The 21,862-nt window shown below is 59.1% G+C and carries 19 protein-coding genes; 10 read left to right on the top strand and 9 right to left on the bottom strand.

Annotation, left to right across the window (positions count from 1 at the left end; translation table 11 throughout):
- From B3Y70_RS00450 to B3Y70_RS00440, 3 genes are all read left to right on the top strand, one after another.
- A partial coding sequence (locus tag B3Y70_RS00450) for an acyl-CoA dehydrogenase domain-containing protein (protein WP_288589046.1) occupies positions 1-426 on the top strand: 426 nt, incomplete at its 5' end.
- A gap of 14 nt (positions 427-440) precedes the next feature.
- Positions 441-821 carry a fluoride efflux transporter CrcB gene (gene crcB, locus B3Y70_RS00445; RefSeq protein WP_121207831.1) on the top strand — a complete coding sequence of 127 codons (381 nt, stop codon included), beginning with the start codon at positions 441-443 and terminating at the stop codon, positions 819-821.
- Between the two features lie 260 nt (positions 822-1,081).
- On the top strand, positions 1,082-1,288 hold the full coding sequence (locus B3Y70_RS00440) for a cold-shock protein (RefSeq protein ID WP_008172950.1): 207 nt from the start codon (positions 1,082-1,084) through the stop codon (positions 1,286-1,288).
- A gap of 62 nt (positions 1,289-1,350) precedes the next feature.
- Here B3Y70_RS00440 and B3Y70_RS00435 read toward each other — a convergent pair whose 3' ends face one another.
- The gene (locus tag B3Y70_RS00435) at positions 1,351-2,154 is read right to left on the bottom strand and encodes a dienelactone hydrolase family protein (protein WP_014422877.1); all 804 of its coding nucleotides are present in this window, start codon (positions 2,152-2,154) and stop codon (positions 1,351-1,353) included.
- 260 nt (positions 2,155-2,414) lie between these two features.
- Here B3Y70_RS00435 and B3Y70_RS00430 point away from each other — a divergent pair, with 260 nt between their 5' ends.
- The 3 genes from B3Y70_RS00430 to B3Y70_RS00420 all read left to right on the top strand — a co-directional run bounded on the left by B3Y70_RS00430 (position 2,415) and on the right by B3Y70_RS00420 (position 7,801).
- On the top strand, positions 2,415-3,026 hold the full coding sequence (locus B3Y70_RS00430; RefSeq protein ID WP_011787018.1) for a Yip1 family protein: 612 nt from the start codon (positions 2,415-2,417) through the stop codon (positions 3,024-3,026).
- A 211-nt stretch (positions 3,027-3,237) separates the two neighbouring features.
- On the top strand, positions 3,238-4,965 hold the full coding sequence (locus tag B3Y70_RS00425) for an alkaline phosphatase D family protein (RefSeq protein WP_286894000.1): 1,728 nt from the start codon (positions 3,238-3,240) through the stop codon (positions 4,963-4,965).
- A gap of 103 nt (positions 4,966-5,068) precedes the next feature.
- Positions 5,069-7,801, top strand: coding sequence for a cation-translocating P-type ATPase (locus B3Y70_RS00420; protein ID WP_199452896.1), 2,733 nt, complete (start codon positions 5,069-5,071; stop codon positions 7,799-7,801).
- Here the strand turns inward: B3Y70_RS00420 and B3Y70_RS00415 are convergent.
- Positions 7,782-10,202: a xylulose 5-phosphate 3-epimerase gene (locus B3Y70_RS00415; RefSeq protein WP_273031755.1), complete on the bottom strand. Its 2,421-nt coding sequence runs from the start codon at positions 10,200-10,202 to the stop codon at positions 7,782-7,784. The two genes, B3Y70_RS00420 and B3Y70_RS00415, sit on opposite strands and share 20 nt — an antisense overlap.
- 180 nt (positions 10,203-10,382) lie before the next feature.
- On the opposite strand from B3Y70_RS00415, the gene B3Y70_RS00410 reads away from it, so the two are divergent.
- Positions 10,383-10,673, top strand: a complete 291-nt coding sequence (locus B3Y70_RS00410; RefSeq protein ID WP_273031757.1) for a type VI secretion system PAAR protein — start codon at positions 10,383-10,385, stop codon at positions 10,671-10,673.
- Here the strand turns inward: B3Y70_RS00410 and B3Y70_RS00405 are convergent.
- Positions 10,670-13,273, bottom strand: a complete 2,604-nt coding sequence (locus tag B3Y70_RS00405) for an EAL domain-containing protein (protein WP_288589043.1) — start codon at positions 13,271-13,273, stop codon at positions 10,670-10,672. The genes B3Y70_RS00410 and B3Y70_RS00405 overlap by 4 nt on opposite strands.
- 229 nt (positions 13,274-13,502) lie before the next feature.
- Between B3Y70_RS00405 and pbpG the strand changes: the two genes are divergently transcribed.
- Complete coding sequence (gene pbpG, locus B3Y70_RS00400; protein WP_273031760.1) at positions 13,503-14,429, top strand: D-alanyl-D-alanine endopeptidase; 927 nt, start codon at positions 13,503-13,505, stop codon at positions 14,427-14,429.
- A gap of 16 nt (positions 14,430-14,445) precedes the next feature.
- On the top strand, positions 14,446-14,925 hold the full coding sequence (locus tag B3Y70_RS00395) for an asparaginase domain-containing protein (protein WP_273031761.1): 480 nt from the start codon (positions 14,446-14,448) through the stop codon (positions 14,923-14,925).
- Between the two features lie 11 nt (positions 14,926-14,936).
- Here the strand turns inward: B3Y70_RS00395 and B3Y70_RS00390 are convergent, their stop codons facing one another.
- The 4 genes from B3Y70_RS00390 to B3Y70_RS00375 form a co-directional block, all read right to left on the bottom strand.
- Positions 14,937-15,632 carry a pseudouridine synthase gene (locus tag B3Y70_RS00390; RefSeq protein ID WP_273031762.1) on the bottom strand — a complete coding sequence of 232 codons (696 nt, stop codon included), beginning with the start codon at positions 15,630-15,632 and terminating at the stop codon, positions 14,937-14,939.
- The gene (locus B3Y70_RS00385) at positions 15,632-16,660 is read right to left on the bottom strand and encodes a metal-dependent hydrolase (RefSeq protein ID WP_273031764.1); all 1,029 of its coding nucleotides are present in this window, start codon (positions 16,658-16,660) and stop codon (positions 15,632-15,634) included. Before B3Y70_RS00385 ends, B3Y70_RS00390 begins: the two co-directional genes overlap by 1 nt.
- Positions 16,661-16,779: 119 nt before the next feature.
- Complete coding sequence (locus tag B3Y70_RS00380; protein WP_273031811.1) at positions 16,780-17,496, bottom strand: THxN family PEP-CTERM protein; 717 nt, start codon at positions 17,494-17,496, stop codon at positions 16,780-16,782.
- 173 nt (positions 17,497-17,669) lie between these two features.
- The gene (locus tag B3Y70_RS00375) at positions 17,670-18,902 is read right to left on the bottom strand and encodes a lytic murein transglycosylase (protein ID WP_222448539.1); all 1,233 of its coding nucleotides are present in this window, start codon (positions 18,900-18,902) and stop codon (positions 17,670-17,672) included.
- Between the two features lie 218 nt (positions 18,903-19,120).
- Here B3Y70_RS00375 and B3Y70_RS00370 point away from each other — a divergent pair, with 218 nt between their 5' ends.
- Positions 19,121-20,017 (top strand): response regulator, encoded by an 897-nt coding sequence (locus B3Y70_RS00370; protein ID WP_222448540.1) that lies wholly within the window; start codon positions 19,121-19,123, stop codon positions 20,015-20,017.
- 11 nt (positions 20,018-20,028) lie between these two features.
- Here B3Y70_RS00370 and phoR read toward each other — a convergent pair whose 3' ends face one another.
- Positions 20,029-21,351 (bottom strand): phosphate regulon sensor histidine kinase PhoR, encoded by a 1,323-nt coding sequence (gene phoR, locus B3Y70_RS00365; RefSeq protein WP_286895643.1) that lies wholly within the window; start codon positions 21,349-21,351, stop codon positions 20,029-20,031.
- 85 nt (positions 21,352-21,436) lie between these two features.
- A partial coding sequence (locus tag B3Y70_RS00360) for a winged helix-turn-helix domain-containing protein (protein ID WP_288589040.1) occupies positions 21,437-21,862 on the bottom strand: 426 nt, incomplete at its 5' end.

The raw sequence follows: 21,862 nt of genomic DNA, 5'->3' as shown, positions 1-21,862 counted from the left end.
ACCCTGCCGCTGGGATGCCGTTGGGATGCGCCCCATGATGATCTGGCGCGCAAGCTGGCCCGCTCCATCACCACCGATACTCCGGTTCGCAACAAGCTGATGGCTGGAGCCTGGACTACAGACGGCGAAGGCACGGTGGAGAATCCGGTCGCCCGCTATAACGGTTTGTTGAAAGACTACGACAAGGCCGAGCAGCTGTATCGGAAGGCCACCAAGGCTTACGCCAAGGGTGAACTGCCGATGACCGCACTGCATCCCGAGGAGCGTTTCGAGGCCGCCCTGGAGGCCGGTGTATTCAGCAAGGAAGAAGCCGACTTCATGCGCCAGTATGAAGAGGTGGTGCTGGAAATGCTCACCGTGGATGATTTCCCGTTTGACGAGTTTGCCCGTAACAGGGAAACCCTGATCGACCACAACCCGGCCTAAGGTGGCCGGGTAGCATGTGGTGGTCGGTTCTTGCAGTCAGCGTTGGTGCCGTTATAGGCGCCAACCTGCGCTGGGGGCTTGGGCTCTGGCTTAACGCCAGTTATCACGCCGTTCCCTGGGGCACACTGGTTGCCAACCTTAGTGGTGGCTGGCTGATTGGTCTGTTGATGGCTTTTTTCAGCCAGAGCAGCGTGCTTTCGCCGGAATGGCGCCTGTTTGCCGTGACTGGTTTGTGTGGCGCCCTGACGACCTTCTCGACCTTCTCGCTGGAGATGTTCGCCGCGCTTCAGGAAGGCAAGTGGGGCATGGCCCTGGTCGGAATTCTGGCCCATGTTGCTGGCTCTATCCTGATGACAGCACTCGGATTTCTGACTTTTTCCTTGGTGCGTGGGTAAGCCTGCGGGCCAGTCAGAATCTGTGGGTATCACTACCTACACAAATTATTGAAATTACGCTTGGCAAGCCCGAAATTCCAGAGTAGAGTGGGTTCGTAGGAAAGAATCAGTAAAGCAGTTCATGAATAAGACGTACCTCCGCAGTTAGTAGTGACCGTCCTGTTTTTGATCCCGCGAGTTCTGTTTTTCCGTAACACGCTGACCAGCACCCTATGAGTGTGTGGCAGCAGATAATATGATTGATTTCAGGAAGTTTAAGTATGTCTACTACTACCGGTACTGTTAAGTTCTTCAACGAAGCAAAAGGCTTTGGCTTTATCACTCGTGAAGGCGGCCCGGACGTATTCGTTCACTACAGCGCCATTCAGGGCTCTGGTTTCAAGACCCTGGCCGAAGGCCAGCAGGTCGAGTTCACCGTAACTCAGGGCCAGAAAGGTCCTCAGGCGGAGAACGTTGTTGCTCTGTAATCCCCTGAGGATTCAGCAATAACCCAAAAAAGGCAGCCGAGGCTGCCTTTTTTGTTGCCTGTTTATTCCCCGAAGATTTCCTCATAAAAGCGCATGGTGCCCTGCCATGAGCGCCGCGCAGCCGCTTCATCATAGGCGATTGGCATGTCGAACTCTGCCGCCACCTTATCGGCATTGGGATTGGTAAAGGAATGCTTCACGCCAGGGAAGCTGACCAGCGTCAGATCCACTTCGGCATTCTGCATTTCCCGAACCAGCCCGGCTACCTGTTCCGAGGGAACCATGTCATCTGCGCCGCCTGTGTAAACCTGCACTCTTGCTTTCACCGTGCCAGCTTCGGCCTGCAGCGGGCTGCCCAAGGCACCGTGGTAGCTGACTACGCCATCCAGATCCACGCCCATACGAGCCATGTTCAGGACCACGGCACCACCGAAGCAATAGCCCTGGGCAGCAATACGGTCTGGATCAACACTGTCATGGTTCTGCAGAAGTTCCTTGGCTTTCAGGAAGCGGGTTTTAACCTGCTCCATGTTGCTCGTGGCTTCCTGCATGAACTTCTGGGCGGTATCCGGATGGTCGGCCTGTTTGCCGGAGCCATACATATCCAGTGCGAAGGCGGTGTAGCCGGAGGCTGCCAGCTTTTCCGCCTGCTCCCGGGCAAACTCATTGTGGCCCCACCATTCGTGTACCACCAGCACGCCGGGGCGTTTCTGGTCAAACTCGTCGTCCCAGGCCAGGTAGCCGGTGAAGGTTTCGCCGTCTACGGTGTATTCAATGGTTTCGGTCTGCATTTCTGCAAGCGCCTGTGTGCTGGTCATAAAAAGGGAAAGGATTGCTGTGGGTACTGCGGTTCTGATGCGGATCATCGCGTTTGTTACTCCTTGCCAGGGTTGGTGACACTTCCATGATTACGTTGGCAGCCAGAAAATCGATCCAGACTCACTGGTGTGTCCTGTTCTCAGAACAAAACGGTCTTATAGGCCGGATCTGATAAGTAAAGAGAATCAATGCCGGCTTTCCCGAATCTGATTCTTGACTATAGTTAAGAACAGGAACGGTTTTAAGTCCGAAATGGTTCGGGCACCGTATCCACCCATACCAACAACAGCAATAAAGGGGGTGGTTTATGCTTCTGTCCCATGCGTTTGGTCTCTTCACCCACCCGGAAGATGAGTGGGTATCCATCAAGAAAGAACACGAACATCCAACTCGTCTTTATGTGGCGTACGTCGTCGTTCTGGCGGCCATAGCGCCAATCTGTGCCTACATCTCGACGGCCCATTTTGGTTGGTCTATCGGTAGCGAACGGCTGATCAAGCTCACCGAAATCAGTGCGCTCCAGATGAGCGTTCTGACCTACCTCGCCATGCTGGTGGGGGTCTTCGCCCTCGGGTACGCCATTAACTGGATGGCGAAAACCTATGGCGCCAAGGAAGAGCACGTGCCGTCTAACGGTATTGCCCTGGCAGCCTATTCCTGCACGCCACTGTTCCTGGCCGGTTTCGCGCTGCTGTACCCGGTGCCCTGGTTCAATGCTGTGGTGTTCCTGGCGGCGGCCTGCTACGGCGCCTGGTTGATGTACGACGGCTTACCGATCGTCATGGGCATCGAAAAGGAGCGGGCGGTCATGTACGGAGGGGCTCTACTCACTGTGGCACTGGTGATCCTGGTATCCACCCGTGTCGGTTCGGTCATTCTCTGGAATCTGGGGCTCGGGCCGGTGTTCGTCAGCGGCTAGCCAAACACGTTATTCACTCGGTCAAAACGGGAGCTTCGGCTCCCGTTTTTTGTGACTGCAGTCTGCTTGCGATGCACCTGTCGGAATTTGCCACAGCCCTGTCGCAATCCGGCAACGCGTTCTTCATATCTCTGGTCTAGCTTTTCAGGCCAACCGGTTTTGGTTTCCGGACACGATAAAAAGCATATGACGAACATGACAGGGGTGGACAATGGCTAGACTGACGAGACGGGATTTTCTGAAAGCATCGGCACTGGGTATGGGGGCGGCGGCGATTTCCACCGGCCTGGCGGGGTGTGTGCTGGACAGCGACGACAAACGGCGGGTTGATTTTACCCATGGTGTGGCCAGTGGCGATCCGCTACAGGACAGCGTTATCCTCTGGACCCGTGCCGTGCCCGAGCGTGGCAGCAAGGTGAAAGTAGGTTGGGAAATCGCCACCGATGCGGAATTTTCCTCGGTGGTGCGTTCAGGTACTGCAGAAACCACCGAAGCCCATGATTTCACCATCAAGGTGGATGCCCAGGGGCTGATGCCGGGCCAGCGTTACTATTACCGGTTCCGCTCCTCGGGTGCCACCTCTCCCGTAGGTGCCGCGACTACCTTGCCGGACGGATCGGTAGAGCAGGTGCGACTGGCCGTGGTGTCCTGCTCCAACTACCCGGCCGGTTACTTTCACGTATACCGGGAAGTGGCAAACCAGGCGGACCTGGATGCTGTGGTTCACCTCGGTGACTATATCTATGAGTACAGCAGTGACCCGGACAGCTATGCCTCGGAAGACGCTCAGGAGTTGGGCCGTACCTTCCCGGAGAACAATAACCGGGAGTTGCTGACACTGGCCGATTACCGCCGCCGGTATGCCATTTACCGGGAGGATCCGGACCTGCAGCTGGCACATCAGCGGCTACCATTCATTGTGGTGTGGGACGATCATGAAGTGGCCAACGACACCTGGCGCAATGGTGCTGAAAATCACGATGACTCTGAAGGCGATTTTGAGCAACGCAAACTGGCTGCTCTGCAGGCCTTCTTCGAATGGATGCCGATCCGGCCGGTAATCGAAGGCAACGACGAGGCCATCTATCGCAGCTTCCGCTTTGGCGATCTGGTGGATCTGCATATGCTGGATACGCGCATTATCGGGCGCGATCAGCAACTGGATTACCTGAACTATCTTAGCGAAGCCGGCCTGAATGTGGATCAATTCACGGCCGATGTGACCGATCCAAACCGGACACTGCTGGGCGCTGAACAGCGCCTGTGGTTGCAGAACAAGCTGGCCACGTCGACCGGGCGATGGCAGGTGCTGGGACAGCAGGTGTTGATGGGGCGTATGGATCTGCCTGCTGAGTTGCTGCTGGCGATTGCCACTGAAACGTTTGACGATTTGCCGGCAACACTTCAAGAACTCGCGACATTAAAAGGAATGCAGCTGCAGGGTATGCCACTGACGGAAGAGCAGGAAGCCCGAATCGGCACAGCCGCACCCTACAATCTCGACGCCTGGGACGGCTATCAGGCAGAAAGAGAAGTCGTTCTGGGCATGGCGCGGCAACTCGACAAAAACCTGGTGGTGCTGGCCGGAGACACACATAACGCCTGGGCCAATAACCTGAAAGATATGAATGGCAACCAGGTGGGTGTGGAATTTGCCACCGCCTCAGTGTCTTCGCCCGGACTGGAGGACTATCTGGGACTGCCTGATGCCATGATTGCCGATGCGGAGCAGGGCATTGGCCTGCTGGTGGATGGTCTGGACTACCTGAACATCAATCAACGTGGTTATATGGTGGTTACCTTCACACAGGAAGAAGCCCGGGCCAACTGGTATTTCGTGGATACCGTCAAGAGCCGGGAATACACCGTTGATAACAGCCGGTCCGCGGCGCGGAAGAGCTTGCCGGGCGCCGGGAATCGAACGGTCGATCCGGTATAGCCAACCGGGCGCGGCTATACCGGCCATCGGTTTGATCTGGCGCATTGGCGGTATCGGCAGAATCCTGTGTAGTTAACCCAGGCCTTATGCAGGGAGCAGGGATATGTCAGAAGTCAGTACGTCGGGTTCAAAGGGTTCGGTGGCCAGGGGGGAGCAGTCTCAGGCCTGGCATGCCATAGCCGCAGAACAGGCGCGGGTGTTTCTGGATGCACCGGAGCCTTTGACCGACGAAAGCGCGCAGGCCAGGCTGGAGACCTTTGGTCCCAACCAGTTACCAGAGGGTAGGACGTCCGGCCCCCTGGCCCGTCTCGGGCGCCAGTTACGTAATTTCCTGATCTACGTACTGCTGACCGCAGCGGCCATCACCGGTGCCCTCGGGCACTGGGTGGATGCCGGGGTGATTCTGGCGGTAGTGATTATTCAGACCCTGGTCGGCTTTATCCAGGAGGGGCGGGCCGAGCAGGCCTTATCGGCTATCCGTCATATGCTGGCTCCCCGCGCCCGTATTGTCAGGGCCGGCGGCCAGCATCAGGTGGATGCGAGTGAGTTGGTGCCCGGGGATACCGTGCTATTGGAAGCCGGTGACCGTGTGCCCGCCGATATTCGCCTGGAAAAAACCAACAACCTCAAGATTGAGGAAGCCATACTGACCGGCGAATCCGAGGCGGTGGACAAGTCCCCCGACCCGGTGGAGGAGCAGTCGGCTCTCGGCGACCAGACAGGCATGGCGTTCTCCGGAACCATGGTGGCCACAGGCACAGCCCGGGGCGTTGTCGTGCGCACTGGTACGCATACCGAGATCGGCCGCATTTCCGGCCTGCTGGCGGATACCACAAGCCTGAAAACTCCCCTGCTTGAACAGATGGACCGGTTTGCGCGGGTGCTTTCGCTGATCGTTGTAGCCGCCGGCATTATCATCTTTTTTGGCGGACTGGCGTTCAGTGGTCTGGAATTCCGGGAGCTGTTCATGGCCGTGGTGGGCCTGACGGTGGCGGCCATTCCCGAAGGCTTGCCGGCCATTCTTACCATTACCCTCGCCATTGGGGTGCGCCAGATGGCCCGTCGCAAGGCGGTAGTTCGCCGGATGCCGGTGATCGAAACCCTGGGTGCGGTATCGGTCATCTGCTCGGACAAGACCGGCACACTCACCCGTAACGAAATGATGGTGACCACGGCCGTGACTGGCGGTGAGCGTTATGAGATTACCGGCGAAGGTTATGGTACCGACGGCAGGGTCTGCCGGGAGGGCCAGCCGGTCACTGGCGATGGGGTGCTGGCTGAGCTTGCCCGGGCAGCTGCGCTGTGTAATGACGCCAGCATCATTGGCAAAGACGGGCAGCCTTCTATCCATGGTGACCCCATGGAAGCCGCGCTGAAAGTGTTTGCCGGCAAGGCGGAATTTGATCACCTGAACAGTGCCACCGCCTGGCCGCGAGTGGATGAGGTTCCCTTCGATACCCGCATACGGTTCATGGCCACATTGCACCACGACCACCACGGCCACGGTATTGCCTATCTCAAAGGTGCTCCGGAACGGATCCTGGCTATGTGCGCGCACCAGGTGTCCCCGGATGGTGGAACCGAGTCGCTGAGCAAAGAGCACTGGGAACAGGTCATTACGGAGATGGCTTCCGAAGGTCTGAGAGTGCTGGCACTGGCGCGCAGGCCAATGGCGAAAGGCAGCCGGGAGCTGGTGGTGGAGGAGCTGGAACAGGGCGCGGAACTGCTGGGGGTGGTGGGTTTGCTGGACCCGCCCCGGCAGGAGGCTATCCGGGCTATCGAGGAGTGCCATGATGCCGGTATTCGGGTGAAGATGATCACCGGCGACCATGCCTTGACGGCCGGTGCCATTGCCCGAAAACTCGGGCTGCGCAATACCGACCGGGTACTGACCGGCAATGAGCTGGATGAGCTGGATGAAGACCAGCTCCGGGATCTGGCCGGCGAGGTGGATGTGTTTGCCCGCACCAGCCCCGAGCACAAACTTCGGTTAGTGAAAGCGCTGCAGGCACTGCACGGTGTGGTGGCCATGACCGGTGATGGGGTCAACGATGCACCGGCACTGAAGCGCGCTGATGTCGGTATTGCCATGGGCGTAAAGGGTTCGGAAGCGGCCCGGCAGGCGTCATCGGTGGTGCTGCTGGATGACAACTTTGCCAGCATTGCTGCGGCTGTCCGGGAAGGGCGCACGGTTTACACCAACCTGCGCAAAGGCATCGCCTTCATGCTTCCGATTAACGGCGGTGAATCCGTCAGCCTGATCACTGCCTTGTTACTGGGACTCACGCTGCCCATTTCCGCCTTGCAGATTCTGTGGGTGAATATGGTCAGCTCAGTGCTGCTGGCCATGACGCTGGCGTTTGAGCCGCCGGAGCCCGGCGTCATGCGACAACCGCCAAGACCCCGGGATGAATCCTTGCTGCAGGGTTTTGTGGTCTGGCGGGTAGCGTTTGTCTCCCTGCTGTTTCTGGTGGGTATCTTCGCGGCCTGGTTCTGGGTGATGCATCGCCATCAGGATCCGGTGCTGGCCAGCACATTAGCGGTCAACACCCTGGTGGCGATGGAGGTCTTTTATCTGTTTGCGGTGCGTTATCTTGATAGCGCCTCAATTACCCTGCGGGGGGTTCTCGGCACGCCCGTTGTGCTGGCAGCGATCGCGGCGGTCGTGGCGTTGCAGCTGTTGTTCACCTATCTGCCCTGGTTCCAGAGCACCTTTACCACCGCTGCTCTGAGCCTGGAGCAGCTGGCATTTTCCGTGGTGGCCGGTGTCGTGGTCCTGGTGGTGCTGGAGCTGGAAACCGCGATACGCAACCGGCTCAAGGCAGCCCGCGGGTAATCACTCCCGGATCCCCCCGGCCCTCCACAGCGGCCAGTTCGGCGCTGGAAAGCCATTCTCCGGGAGGTTTGTCCATCACCTCGGCGCAGGCCGCCAGGGCATGGCCCCATGAGCAGCGGTTGGCGAACAGCATGCCTGCTTCATTCAGCGTGCCGCCCCGGTTGATATAACCCAGCACCCGGGATTGTCCGGGTTGCGGGAACAGTGTGTGCAGGTGTCCGCGGAACACTTCCGGCCGCATATGGGTCAGGGCGACCCGCCGGTGCATGCGATGAGGGAAAAGGCGCTCACGCTCAAACTCGGTCAGGCAGGAGGCCGCTTCCATCGGATCCCGGGGTTGGCGGAAGCGCCCGGGTTCCTGCAGGTAGACCAGCCGGAACGGTGTGCCGGTCTCGCGCAAACGTTCGCAGGCCCGTATGGCCTCGGAAAGCTGATAGGCGCCGTTGGCAATCAGCAGCAGGGGCTCCTCGCCAGCCGAGGTATCCTCGTCCACCACCAGGGCGCCATGTCGGGCCAATGCTTCAGCTTCGCTGCCATTGAACACGCACGGGCGCTCCCGTTTCGGGATAACGAGGCAACTGATGCGGCCCCGCTCCCGGTAAACCGATGGCAGAATCGCCAGGGCGCTGTTGTAGTCAGCCGGGAAAATCACCCGGGAGACATCGCTCATTTCTCCCAGTAAAGCCTCACAGAAGCTGGTGTCCTGGTGGGATTGCTCGTTCTTGCCGTTTTCCCATGTGTGCGAGGTGGCAATCACTGGCAGTCCCAGCCATTGGGGTGGCCGGCCCACTTCTTTCTGATGTCGGGCGAAGATCAACTCCTGGCGGATAGCGCCGAGCATTTTCACGCAGAAGGCTTCGTAGCTGGCCACCAGATTCAATCCCGCTTTATTGGCCAGGCAGGCAGAGACGACCGCCTCTTCATTCAGTGCCGTAATGATCTTGCCGTGTACTGACTCGGCCTCGTTCTCCGGGTCGTTTACGCGGTGCTTGAGGCTGTCGAGCACGCCTTTGAGTCGGTTGCTGGCGAGTTCGTCCGGGTTGCCGACCCTGGGCCGGAGCTCCGGGTTGTCCGCGACCAGAGCCTTGAAGAATTCATCAACGGCAGTCATGGGTGAGCATTTGTTCTGAGCCCAGGGCAAAACCGGAATGGCAGGTTCCGAGGGACGGCGAAGCGCCAGCGGGTGATCCCGCTCCAGTGGCCGGCCCTGTTGGCTGTGTTCATTCAGCTCGGATACCGCCAGGTTCAGCTCCTGCGGTTTTACCCAGAGCGGTGTTGCGTATTCATTGAACAGCTCCCGGGATATGGCATCCATACGAGGATTGCCGGGCAGAGGCAGATTGTGAGCTGCGTTTTCTCCGGCGCCATAGAAGCCATAGCCTTTCACGGTCTCTGCGATACCGTAGGGTATGCGAACCGGGTAGCCGGTCTCACCTTGTTGCGCAGCGGTGCCATGGGCTGCAAGTGCCTGCTCCATGTCGTACATGGCACAGACGAAGGCCGCGGGATCACGGCCGTCAAATCGTACCGGATCAAAGCCCCGGTGTTGCAGGTGCTGCTCAAACCGTTCCAGACCCTCACGGGTACCAAGCTCGGTTCGTTGTTCAATGCGCCGGCCATTGGCAATCATCACCGGCAAGACCAGTCCGCAGTCCTCCGCACGCCACCATCGGGGTATCCAGTCACTGCCGCGCTGTTCTTCAGCGGCGCCATCGGAGAGAAAGGCTACCAGGGATTCACCGGGCAGCGGCATATGGGCGTACTGCAATTCCGCAAACCCGAGATAGCCGCCTTCGATAATGCCTCCGGCGGTGTGGGGGTTCACGTGGCTGCCCAGGGGCGCAGCCATGGTACCATCCGGTTTCTGGCGATAGCTGTAGAAGTCGGAGGCCAGTCGCGACAAGCCCTCGGGTGCCAGGTAACGGGTGCGTTGCTCGGGATGCAGGTTGCCGGTCAGCACGTTGAGGGCATCCACGGCGGCCACGCAATGCCCTTGCCCCATCAGCCAGCTGCGGGTTGTTCCGGTCAGATTGTTGAGGGCCAGATAGGCCGCGTAGGCAGGCACCATGTTCAGGGCGCCTCCGGTATGGCCTTCCGGCGAGGCCTTGAAATCCTGAGCGACCAGGGGCGCGCCGGCAATGTCCACCCGGTTGCAATAGGTCATGTGCACCACCAGCCACAGGCCGGCGCTGGCGAGCCGGTCCAGGGCAATCAGCTTCCGGTAAACCGTGTCTTCATCCGGTTGGTGCCCGGCGCTGACCAGTTTGCCGGCCAGTTCCCGGACTCTGGCGGAGGTCTGCTCGGAGTGCCGGATAACGCCATAGCCCTGCTGCCAGCACTGGAAGGCTGAGCCTGGTGTTGCCTCGTTGGGCGCCGGAGCTTGTTCAATTGGCGATGACATGACGGCCTCCATGGCTGATGAGTGTGAAAGAAGTGTAAAACGGACCGCGGGCAGCCCCCTTGATGCAGGTCAGTCGTATCTGCATCTTTTAGCATGCACTGAGCTGGTGCGGGGCTTGGGTCAGTACGGTTTTCGGTATAGGATGGCGGTTCTGGACGCAATGATGAAAGGAATCAATCCATGAGTAAGGCCATTGTATTGCTGGGCGATCTCGGTATGGACCATGCGGGATTTCCGCCCACACCGGTGATTGCCGGTTCCCCCGATGTTCTCGTTGACGGCAAACCGGTTGCCCGGGTAGGCGATCCGCTGCAACCCCATTCGAAGCCCAAGCACCCGCCCCATCCCCGGGCCATTGCGGCCGGTTCCGGCACCGTGATGATCAATGGCAAGCCGGCTGCAGTTACCGGTGGTGCTGTATCCTGCGGCGGTGTCACCGTTGGCAGTGGAACGGTAATAATCGGCAGTTAACGGTTTTTGTGCTCCAGGCTGAACGGGCGGCCCCAGTAATAGCCCTGCCCATGCAAGCCCGGGAACTGGTGTAGCCAGAGGGCGATGGTTTCGTCTTCCACGCCCTCGACCACCACATCCAGATCCAGGGCTGTGCCCAGTTCCAGGGCCGCGCGCAGGATTTTCTGTCTCGACGGGTAATCCAGCACACCCTCCAGGAAACTCCGGTCGATTTTCAGCTCATCCAGCTCGAACTGTGCCAGGGCTCCGAGTGAGGAGTGGCCGGATCCGAAGTCATCCAGTGCAATCCGAAAGCCCATCGCGCTCAGAGTTCGGATGGTACTGCGGGCCGTGTCCGGATCGGTCATCATGGCGGTTTCAGTAATCTCCAGGCTGACATTGGCCGGTTCCAGCTTGTGCCGTCGAACGATGGCACCGGCTTCCTCGTGGAACAGGCTGTGGGCCAGGTCCTTGGCGGAAATGTTCACCGCGACCGTTATATCGCGGCCATACTGTTCACGGAGCTGGTGACTGTCCCTGCAGGCACGGTCCAGCACCCAGAGTGTAACCGTGTGAATGATCCCCACTTCCTCGGCCAGAGGAATCCACTGGCTGGGCGATATCCTGCCGAATTCCGGGTGCTGCCAGCGAATCAGGGCTTCCAGTGAGCCAATCCGGCCATCGCGGATGTTGATCTTGGGCTGGTACTCCAGCCACATTTCGCCGGAACGCAGCGCTTGTTCCACATCCAGCATCAGCATTTGCTGGCGGTATTGCCATTCGGCAATGGCCGGATCATAAACCACCAGCGGCAGGCTCTCGTCCAGTGAAGCAAAGCCGGCACAGGCGAGTACCCCGGCCGGTTCCGCGCCGTGTTCCGGGGCGTGGGCGACGCCAACCGAGGCGGCCCAGGAAAATGAAAAACGGCCTTCGCGGAAATTCTCGGACAACCAGCGGCTGATGGCCTGCAGGCGTTGTCTCTCCAGCGCCTCGTCGGGGTGGCGCAACAGGGCAAAGGCATGGTTAACGGTGTCCAGGGTCGCCACGCTGTAACCGTTGATCATCACCAGCTGATCGCCCACCGTTTGCTTGAGATACCGGTTGAGTTGCCGGAGATACTGCTTCAGGAACTCTTCTGCCGCACGGTAGCCCAGGGCTTGTTCCAGTTCATTGAACCGGGCCAGGCGGATCATGCACAGGGTGTAGGGCGTTTTATGGCAGTCCAGAGCGCCCAGGGTTTCCTCCAGCATGGGCCGATTGGGCTTGCCGGTTACCCTGTGGGTTTTCAGCAGGCGGTCATAATCGCGCTCAATGCTGGCCCGGAGTTTCTGTTCCTCCTGCACACGTATGTCCGAGCTCAGACGTTTCTTGCGCTCTTCCAGCAGCAGTTTACCCACACCACTGGTCAGGATCAGGGAGCCGGTGGCTGCGCCCAGGAAAAAGGCGGAGTCGGTCACCGCATTCACGGGTAGCCAGCCAACGGTACGAAGTGATGACGTGACAGCCCCGATCACGATCGCCAGTACCGACAGGGCATAGTAGCGGGCGTAAACGTGGCTGTTCAGCTGGCGCAGACTCAGGGCAAAGATGAACAGCCCGCCGACGGCACTGCTCATCAGGAAGGCATGTTGCCCCAGGAAATGAAACCCCAGAGGCGCAGCCAGCAGGTGCGCTCCGGCAAGAAGACTGAAGGCCCGGAGTATCCGGGCTTCAGTGCGGGCCAGTTGGAGGAAGTGTGGGGTGAACTCGCATAGCGCGATCAGGCACAGCGGCAGACTGATGTTGAGCAGGGCGTTGAGCTCTGGCAGCGCCGGCCAGATCAGCCACAGTCCCAGGCCGTCCATCACCAGCTGACTGTAGATAACGCTGATCATCAGCACACTCAACCAGGCCAGTCCCGGTCGGCCAAGCTTGGCGACGATGCTGAGGTTGAGTAACAGGGCAAACACCAACAGGCCGGTGACAAACGATTTCCAGGCGGTGATGGCAGTGCCAGCGCCGAGCGCCTCAGCGCTGTCTGACAGGGTGACCGGCAACAACACCGGGCCGTGATTCTGTACTTCCACCAGCAGCGTGGTGGTGCCCGGCTGCAGTGTGACTGGCCAGACCCACTGCGGCAACGCCAGGTAGCGTTGATCGAAGGGATATCGATCGCCCATCGCAGGCAGGCGTTCAATCTGGCCGTCCGGGTGAATCAGGGCCGGCTGCAGGTGATCCAGGTAGGGTGTGGGCACCGTCACCTGGCTGGTCGCAGGTTCTGACGCCGGGTTCTCAAGTGTCAGCCGGAACGTGGCGGGCTTGTAGGGGTAGCCGATTCCGGAATAGCGGGTATCCGTGCGGCTCCAGGCTTGGGATTGCCAGAGTTTGTCTTGCAGTACCTTGCCCAGGGGGTGGATCAGATATTCGATCTGGCCAGTGATGCGAGGGCCGGTTGCGGAGCTGTCGGTCTGGACAGAGGGACTGACCGACAGGGTCGGCAATTCCTGCCAGAAGGTGGTGGCAAGTCCGTACGTGATGGCCAGGAGAAGGATGACAAACGGAAATGATTGGTGCAGCCACGCTGGTAATCTGCCCGAGCGGGTTTCCCTGGAGAGAGTCTGGCCGAGCGACGGAGAGTCCATCCTGAACGCATCCTGAAACTGAAAAGCGGCACCGTTACACTCTGGTTACAATGATTAACGAGATGTAACGAATTGATTTGACTAATATTTTACATGAATTTAAGATTTTTTACATTTGCTGTTTAAAACGCATGATTGAAAATGAGACCTGCGCCCGGCCCATGTGCGCTGATATAGTTCGCGCTATCGATCAATTCCCAGTTAAGGCCCGAGAGGCAGGTAGTTCACCATGCGTTACTCCGTATTTCTCACTGTTGTCGTCTTTCTCCTGGCGGTGTCCTGCCAGAGTGCTGCCAGTCCGGAGCGGGTTCCGAACCTGGCGTCGGTGCAGGCAGCTGCGGCGGAGGTTGGCCAGGAGGGCTTGCTGTTCGGGAAGCATGCCGACCGTCCGGTGCCTGTAGCGTCGATTACCAAGCTGATGACAGCGCTTGTGGTGGTGGAATCCGGCCAGGATATGGACGAGTGGCTGACCTTCGAGAAGCGTCATGTCGAGGCTGCTGCGAACGCCTGGAGCAGGATCCGGGTGGGCTCTCAGCTTCGGCGCCGCGACGTGCTGCGGATTGCCCTGATGTCATCCGAGAACTTTGCTGCCTACACTTTGGCGCGTACTTATCCCGGCGGCTTTGACGGTTTTGTGGCCGAGATGAACGCCAAAGCCAAAGCCCTGGGGATGCTTCAGACCCGATTTGTTGACCCGACCGGTCTCTCTACCGGCAATGTGTCCACGGCAGCGGATCTGGTGATCCTGGCGCGTGCTGCGCTCAAGCATCCCGAAATTCGTGAAGCCTCGACCACCGGCTACTATCGGGCCGAGTTCCGCAAACCCCGGTACAGCCTGTCGTTTGGCAATACCAATGCGTTGGTGCATCGGGACAGCTGGGGCGTGAGCCTGAGTAAAACCGGATACCTGACGGAGGCGGGGCGTTGTCTGGTGATGGTGTCGGAGATGAACGGAACGCCCGTGATCACGGTTTTGCTGGACTCTCTGGGTACCCGGTCTCCGATGGGCGATGCCGGCCGAATCAAGCGCTGGCTTGCCACGGGTCAACCAGGTTCGGTGGCGCCGGCCGCGAAGCGTTATGCACAGGAAAAAAATTCAGCTCTGATGGCGGCAGAGGCAGAACAGTCTCGAACCACCACGGCGTCCTCACAATAAAGGAACAGCTCAGACCATGATTGAGATACTGACCACCGGTGGCACCATCGATAAGGTCTATTTTGATGCCAACAGCAAGTTTGAAATCGGGGACAGCCTGTTGCCGGAACTGTTGACGGAATCCAACATCCATGACGGCTATGAGGTTCGCCCCCTGATGCGCAAGGACAGCCTGGAACTGACCGATGCGGACCGTCAAACCATTCTGGCCGCAGTCAAGGCCTCGGCCAGCCAGCGTATCCTGATTACCCATGGCACTGATACCATGGCGCAGACCGCCGAGGTACTGAAATCGGTAGCCGATCGCACGATTGTGCTGACAGGCGCCATGCAACCCGCGCGTATGCGGCGCACCGACGCTATCTTCAACGTTGGCTTTGCCTGGGCCGCGGTGTCGCTGTTACCGGCGGGGGTCTATATTGCCATGAATGGCGAGGTGTTTGAGGCGGGTTCGGTGCGGAAAAATCTGGAAGCCCAGAGGTTTGAGCGCGCTTAGGTGGGTGGCGTTCACTCGGTCACTGATCGGATTTCCTGAGCTGTCAGTGCCCGGAATTCTCCGGGCGCCAAGGCATCGTCCAGCTCAATGCTGCCGATGCGGAAGCGGTGCAGGGCTTCCACGCGATTGCCAACGGCGGCCAGCATTCGTTTAACCTGGTGGTAACGGCCCTCGCTGATGGTCAGGTCGATGACCTTGTCGCTGTGTACACGGACCTCGGCGGGCCTGGTCGCCGTGGTTTCACCGTTTAGCATGACGCCTTTTTCAAGCGCCCGGCGGGCCTCGTCCGGGATAGCCTCAGCTAGCCAGACCCGATAGCTTTTGCGGCATTCCCGCCGGGGTGAAGTGACCGCATGGGACCATTGGCCATCGCTGGTCAGCAACAGCAGGCCAGTGGTGTCTTTGTCCAGACGCCCTGCCATATGAACCCGACTGGCCAGATTACCGGGCAGCAGGTCGAGAGCGGTTGGCTGACTGCTGTCAGTGGTGGCACTGAGCACCCCGGCGGGTTTATGCATCATCAGGTAGATATCGCCGGGTAAGGTAACCGGCGTACCGTCAAGATGAACAGATTGTTCGGCCTCCACCCGACGATTGGCTTGCCGACAGGTTTCTCCGTTCACCTTCACACGCCCCGCCGACACCACCTTTTTTGCCTCCTTGCGGGAAAGTTCTGTAGCGTTCGCCAGATACTGGTCCAGCCGCATCAGCAAGAGCTCCCCTGGTTGGGAACGGATAGGGTCGCCAGGCACAGTACCGGCACCTGGCCGGTCATTCGATCCCACAACAGGGGCAGGGCGGCCCGGTTCAGCGCCGGGCGGGGCAGGCGATCACTGGCGAGTGGTTGTAGTCCGCCTTCGGCGGTTTCCGCCAGGATGAAGGTGAAGGGGTGAGCGCCGGGTATGCCCAGCCGGATATCCGTTGCGGTTATCTGAGTGCCGTTCTGTTGGTAGTCCAGAAAACCGCCGGTAAACCATTCCAGCCGCCGGGATTCCGGAAGCTCGGCGACAAGGCGGGCAAGCTCCGGCTGCCGTGGGAAGCGTTCCAGCACCAGCTCATCGCTGGCATCAAGAAAACCGGTTACAACTTCGATTCTTTGCTCGGCATTGACTGCCGTGGCACGCCACAGAACAGTGTTGAATGGCATGGGCTGAACCATCAGGGCTGCCTGCTCCATACCGGCATTCGCCAGGGCCGGTCGCACGCGCTCGGTGATGATCTGCTGTGCAACCAGGGTCCAGCCGAGATAGAGACTGGATAGAAGCAGTCCGGCTGCAACGGTTCTCGAAGCCGGTGGTCGATACAGAAAGGCCAGGCAACCCGCCAGCAGTGGCAACGTATAGAGCGGATCAATGATAAAGATACTGTTGATCGCCACGGGCCGGCCAATGGGCCAGAACAGCTGGGTACCGTAGGTGGTAAAGGCATCCAGCAACGGATGCGTGAGCAGGATCAGGCCAACCAGAGCCAGCCATCGCTGATAGGAGATGAGCGGTTTCCAGCGCCACAGGCCCCAGGCGATGAGCAGAGACAGTGGCGCCAGAATAAACAGGGAATGGCTGAACCCCCGATGCTGGGTAAAGTTGGCAACGGCTGTGCCATAGTCAATGACTACGTCCAGGTCGGGTAATGTGCCGAGCAGGGCGCCGGTCAGAAGGGCTGATCGTCCCAGGGTTTTGCCGGCAACCGCGCCCGCAATGGAAGCGCCAAGTGCAGCCTGTGTGATGGAGTCCATAATGTCCCGATTCGTGGTGACTGGGTGATACCAGTATTATGCGCGGATTCGGGATTCAGATCACGGGAGGTAGCAGAATCGCCGGCAGCACAGGGTACTGCCGGCGAAGAGGGAGTTGCTCAGACCTTGCGGCGGCGCGCCAGGCCCAGGCCGGCCAGGCCGAGGCCCAGCAGCGCGAGAGTACCGGGTTCCGGTACGGAGCGAACGTTCAGCTTGGCCAGCAGATCGACAGAGGTTGCCTTGCCTTCCTGGGTTTCAATTTCATTCAGGCCATTGGCAAAGCCAAGCAGAGACAGAGAATAGATGTTGGAGCCGAACTGGAACTCGGAGCTCTCAATCATGTTGTCAAGAATAACGACATCATCAACGTCCTGTTCGACGCTCCAGCAGAATACCCACCAGCATTCCTGACCGACATTCGGTGTTTCGTTGTGAATGAAGTCAAAGGTATAGGGGCCGGTTACCGTGTTGTTGCTTACCGTTGTGGAGAAGGTGGCGAATACATCCAGGCTCACGCCGGTGATGCTTTCACCGGTAATCCGGTTGTTGAAATGTGTAAAGGTTCCCAACACAAACGGATCGTCTGAGGTGATGGTCTGTGGCAGGCTGGCAGGGCCCTGAAAACCATAGCCACTCTGTGGGCCTTCGTTGCAGGTTTTCCACCACAAGTGCCCGGTGCAGGTAACTTCGCCGGTTCCCCAGCGCAGGGTGTCAGTGCCCACGCCCGTAACGTTGCTGCCATTGCTTGGTGAGTTCCAGGTTCCTGAAACCGATTCAAGATCGACCGGGAAGGCCCAGGCAGTTGCGGCGAATCCAAAAGTTACCGCCGCTACGATTCCTTACATTAATTTAAGCATTGTCCACACCTTACTACTCACAGTTGTAGGATTGCCCGGAAATCGCCAGGCACTGTGAAAGTGTGTAGCTAAATGCGTGCCAGCATTTTTATCCTGAAAATACAAAGCGTTATAGCGCTGCTCTTCGCTAGCTGTAAAAAAACTGGACGCTTTCAGGAGCCGCTGTAAACCCCGAGAGCCGCTAATACCTGTTCTGAGGGAAAGCCGTCAGCCACCAGGCCCTCCGCTTTCTGGTACGCGCGAATGGCCTTGCGGGTGTTGGAGCCCAGGATGCCATCGGGTTCCCCGCTCGGGTAGCCTTTGTCATTCAGAGCCTGTTGGAGCTCCAGCACCTGATTTCTTGACAGCGCGGGCTGGTCTTCCGGGGGAGGGTTCTGAAGCTTTCCGGCGCCGGCTATCCGGTCGGCCAGGTGGCCAACGGCAATGGCGTAGAACTCGGATCGGTTCCAGCCCATGATCACCCGGAAATTACTGTATACCAGAAAGGCCGGGCCCTGATGGCCGCTGGGCACGATCAGGGCCGCTTCAATGGGTTCGTTGGCCAAGCTGTTTCCAAAGGCATCGGTGATCCCCATCTTGCGCCAGTCAGCCAGGGGCAGGCGACGGCCATCGGCCAGACTGAAATCAAAGTTGTCGGGTAACAGCACCTCCCGTCCCCATCGATAGTCGCCATTCCAGCCCATGGACTCGAGAAAACGACCGGCAGACATCATGGCGTCAGGCAGGCTGTTCCAGAGATCCCGGCGCCCATCCCCATCGGCGTCGACCGCGTGTTTCAGGAATACCGTTGGCATGAACTGCACATGGCCCATGGCGCCGGCCCAGGAGCCTTCCATCTGATCAGCGGGAATGGCGCCCTCGTCAATAATCCGCAGGGCAGCGATCCATTGTTCTGTGAAGAAGCTGCTGCGCCGGGCATCGCAAGCCAGGGTGGCGAGGGCACTGGGCACCTGCATCTTGCCGAAGTAGCTGCCATAGTTGGTTTCCAGGCCCCAGAATGCCGCCAGATAAGGGGCGGGAACGCCGGTTTCCGCGGTCACGCGGTCCAGGAGTTCACGGTGTTCTGCCAATAATTCCCGGCCTTTGCCGACCCGGGTGTCGTTAACCCGTCGGTTCAGGTAGTCGGCAAAGGTGGTAGTAAATTCGGGCTGTCTCCGGTCCAGCTCAATCACTCTGTCGAGGTGCACCACGCCGGCCATCACGGACTGCACCGTGGATTCACGCACACCGGCGACGACGGCTTTCTCTCCGAGCGCCTGTTTGCACTGCTCAAACTCCGGTGTGTTGGTTGTTTCGGTTTCTGCCCTGGCAACCAGCGCCAGCGTGCTCAGGGAAATCGCCACCAGGGAGCGGCGAATGGCAGTCCGGAAGGTCAGGTCGGGCACGGGAATCCTCGCAATAGAGTCATAAAGGCATTGGCTTCCATGTTAGCGCGTTTTCCGTGTTGGAAAATACCGCCATAACCTACAGTGCCGCGTGTTTTTTCGGTTGGGAATCTACTTATCGCCCTCCGGTTTTGTCGTCTTTTTGTAGCACTCCGGTCACGTCAAAACCGGGATGTTCTATAGTTGGAGCATGAGTGGAATCCGGAGCAGATGTCGTTATGGCAACACTGAAGGCGCTGGTCGTCGATGACGCCAGTTTTGTAAGAGATCTGGTGAAACGGACAGTGCGCCAGCGCTTTCCCGTCATTGAAACCACGGACGCCCAGAATGGCCGGCGGGCCCAGTCCCTGATGTCGAGAACCAGTTTTGACCTGGTGTTGTGTGACTGGGAAATGCCGGAGATGTCCGGGCTGGAACTGCTGCAGTGGATGCGCCAGCAACCGCAGTACCAGAAGGTGCCATTCATCATGATCACCAGTCGCGGCGACAAGGATCATGTGATTGAGGCGGTCAAGGAAGGGGTGTCTGAATACCTGGGCAAGCCTTTTAGCCCGGAGGGGTTGAGCAAGAAAATCATCAAGGTGATGGGTCGCCGCCTGAAGGACGCCATGGATCGCAGCGGCAAATCACTGGAAGGGCCGGCGGATGCGTTCAAGGAATCCGCCACCCTGCTCACCCAGAAGCGGGAGGCGCCGGCGCCAAGGCCGGAAGCCTCAAAGCCTGAACCCGCGGCTGATAACCCGCTGCTGAATGCTGGTAGCGCAAAAGCGGCTGCAGGCAAGCCTCAGGCCCGTGGTGTCATGAGTATGGCATCTGTAAGGTTTTCCGACAGTACCCTGAAGTCGGTGGTCAAGGACATTAACCTGACGGAAGTACGGGTGATCGCCAAGCGGGATCAGGAATTCCCGGGGATTCTCGATCAGGCGGTGGTCGATATTGACATGGGGGATGGCCAGATGGCTCGCCTGAACGGTTACGTGCATCAGCTGCAGGCGGTGGATAAGCGCCAGGATACCGACTTTGTCAGTGTCACTATCCGTTTTGTCGATGAAGACCCGAAGAAGCTGGAGGACCTGTCACGGTTCGTGGCCAGGTTCCGGGCCTCAAACCGTTAACTGAGGGTGTCTCAGTCCTCCGGGACTTGCTCGGGAATCCGTTCGACCAGGCGCTCCCTTGGAAAATGGCAGATAAACTCGCTGCCTTCGCCGACTTTGCTGCGAATTTCCAGGTTGCCGTCGTGATTGATCAGCACATGCTTGACGATAGCCAGGCCGAGGCCGGTTCCGCCGGTGTCCTTGTGGCGGCTGGGGTCGGCGCGATAGAACCGTTCGGTCAGCCTGGGGATATGGATCGGATCAATGCCGATGCCGGTATCCTTGACGGACAGATGGGCGCCTTCGCGATTGGTGCTCCAGGCAACTGTGATGGCTCCGCCGGCCGGCGTGTATTTCACCGCATTAAACACCAGGTTGGAAAACGCACTGCGTAGCTGGCTTTCATCGCCCTGCAGCAGGCGGTGGTCACTGATCTGAACACTGATCTGGTGGCCCTTGTCGCCGCTTAGGGCCCTTGCATCATGACAGATCTGGTTCAGCAGGGCATCGACATCGGTCAGCGTGTCATCCACCGTATGCTCGCCGGTTTCGATACGGGACAAGAGAATCAGATCTGTGATCAGGGCCTCCATCCGGGAGGCCTGTGCCGCCATGGTATTGATGGCCCGGCGCCACTTGGCAGGCAGCTCATCACCATGATCCACCAGGGTTTCAAGGTAGCCACTGATCACGGTCAGCGGTGTGCGCATTTCATGGGAGACGTTGCCGACAAAGTCCCGCCGCATTTGTTCAAGCTGATACAGCCGGGTGACATCCTTGGCCACGATCAGGCGATCGTCGTCGCCGAACAGGCTGATCTGGATCTGCAGATGGATGTGAGGCTTGGCAGGAGAATTGATTTCCAGAGGCTCGCGGTAATCCCGGGCGTCGAAATAGGCCTTGAACGCCGGGTTGCGAATCAGGTTATGAATGTACTGGCCCTGATCGGTGCTGCGACGGAAGCCCAGCAGGTATTCGGCCGAACCGTTCCACCATTCCATGGCGCCCCGGGCATCGGTCATGATCACACCGTCGCGCATGGCGTTGGTGGATTCCTGCACCCGGTTGATGCGGGCCCGGAGTCGATCCTGGGTCAACAGATGATTCTGGTTCAGCTTGTGCAGGTTGTCGAAGATATCACCCCACAAGCCGATGCTCTGGGGAGCCTCATCGGAAGCGCTGGGATTGCCCAACCACTGGTACAGGCGCCGGGCCTGGATCAGGGTCCACCAAAGGTAGGCAACAAGCCCCACCAGCAGCCCGTAGAGCGGTTCGCCGAAATAGAACCCCACCAGTGTGGTGCCTGCGAGTGCGGTGATGATCAGTCTCAGGTAACGGGACCAGTTGTGTTGCATCCACTACTGCCTTGTCGTATTGCCGGTGCTGATGCCGTGATCGCCGGACGATGAGGGGCGGCCCGGGCTGTCTTCAGGGAGAAAATCAGGCCACTTTGGTGGAAAACCGGTAGCCCGTTCCCCGCACGGTCTGAATCAGATGATCGTACCTGTCTCCCAGCGCCTTGCGCAGGCGACGGATATGAACATCGACGGTGCGTTCCTCGACATACACGTTGCCGCCCCAGACCTGATCCAATAGTTGAGACCGAGTATAGACCCGTTCCTGGTGAGTCATAAAGAATTGCAGCAGCCGGTACTCGGTCGGGCCCATATTGATGGCACCTTCAGCCGTGGTTACACGGTGTCCAACCGGGTCCAGGGTCAGACCGTCCACTTCGATGGGGCTGTCGACACCCGGAGGTGTGGCACGACGCAGGACCGCCTTCAGGCGGGCCACCAGCTCACGAGGGCTGAACGGCTTGGTGATGTAATCGTCGGCACCGACTTCCAGGCCCTGAATCTTGTTATC

Origin of the sequence: Marinobacter sp. UBA5687, assembly GCF_002420325.1 — a bacterium.
GTDB classification, from domain to species: Bacteria; Pseudomonadota; Gammaproteobacteria; order Pseudomonadales; family Oleiphilaceae; genus Marinobacter; species Marinobacter nauticus.
Note: the sequence above shows the minus strand (reverse complement) of the source record. Positions and strands in the feature narration are given on the sequence as shown.

Coding starts and splice junctions, on each gene's coding strand:
- B3Y70_RS00430 (WP_011787018.1), top strand. CDS start 2,415: ATGCTTCTGTCCCATGCGTTTGGTCTCTTCACCCACCCGGAAGATGAG.
- B3Y70_RS00390 (WP_273031762.1), bottom strand. CDS start 15,632: ATGCGGCTGGACCAGTATCTGGCGAACGCTACAGAACTTTCCCGCAAG.
- B3Y70_RS00405 (WP_288589043.1), bottom strand. CDS start 13,273: ATGGACTCTCCGTCGCTCGGCCAGACTCTCTCCAGGGAAACCCGCTCG.
- pbpG (WP_273031760.1), top strand. CDS start 13,503: ATGCGTTACTCCGTATTTCTCACTGTTGTCGTCTTTCTCCTGGCGGTG.
- B3Y70_RS00425 (WP_286894000.1), top strand. CDS start 3,238: ATGGCTAGACTGACGAGACGGGATTTTCTGAAAGCATCGGCACTGGGT.
- B3Y70_RS00420 (WP_199452896.1), top strand. CDS start 5,069: ATGTCAGAAGTCAGTACGTCGGGTTCAAAGGGTTCGGTGGCCAGGGGG.
- B3Y70_RS00385 (WP_273031764.1), bottom strand. CDS start 16,660: ATGGACTCCATCACACAGGCTGCACTTGGCGCTTCCATTGCGGGCGCG.
- B3Y70_RS00440 (WP_008172950.1), top strand. CDS start 1,082: ATGTCTACTACTACCGGTACTGTTAAGTTCTTCAACGAAGCAAAAGGC.
- B3Y70_RS00415 (WP_273031755.1), bottom strand. CDS start 10,202: ATGTCATCGCCAATTGAACAAGCTCCGGCGCCCAACGAGGCAACACCA.
- B3Y70_RS00395 (WP_273031761.1), top strand. CDS start 14,446: ATGATTGAGATACTGACCACCGGTGGCACCATCGATAAGGTCTATTTT.
- phoR (WP_286895643.1), bottom strand. CDS start 21,351: ATGCAACACAACTGGTCCCGTTACCTGAGACTGATCATCACCGCACTC.
- B3Y70_RS00410 (WP_273031757.1), top strand. CDS start 10,383: ATGAGTAAGGCCATTGTATTGCTGGGCGATCTCGGTATGGACCATGCG.
- crcB (WP_121207831.1), top strand. CDS start 441: ATGTGGTGGTCGGTTCTTGCAGTCAGCGTTGGTGCCGTTATAGGCGCC.
- B3Y70_RS00435 (WP_014422877.1), bottom strand. CDS start 2,154: ATGATCCGCATCAGAACCGCAGTACCCACAGCAATCCTTTCCCTTTTT.
- B3Y70_RS00370 (WP_222448540.1), top strand. CDS start 19,121: ATGGCAACACTGAAGGCGCTGGTCGTCGATGACGCCAGTTTTGTAAGA.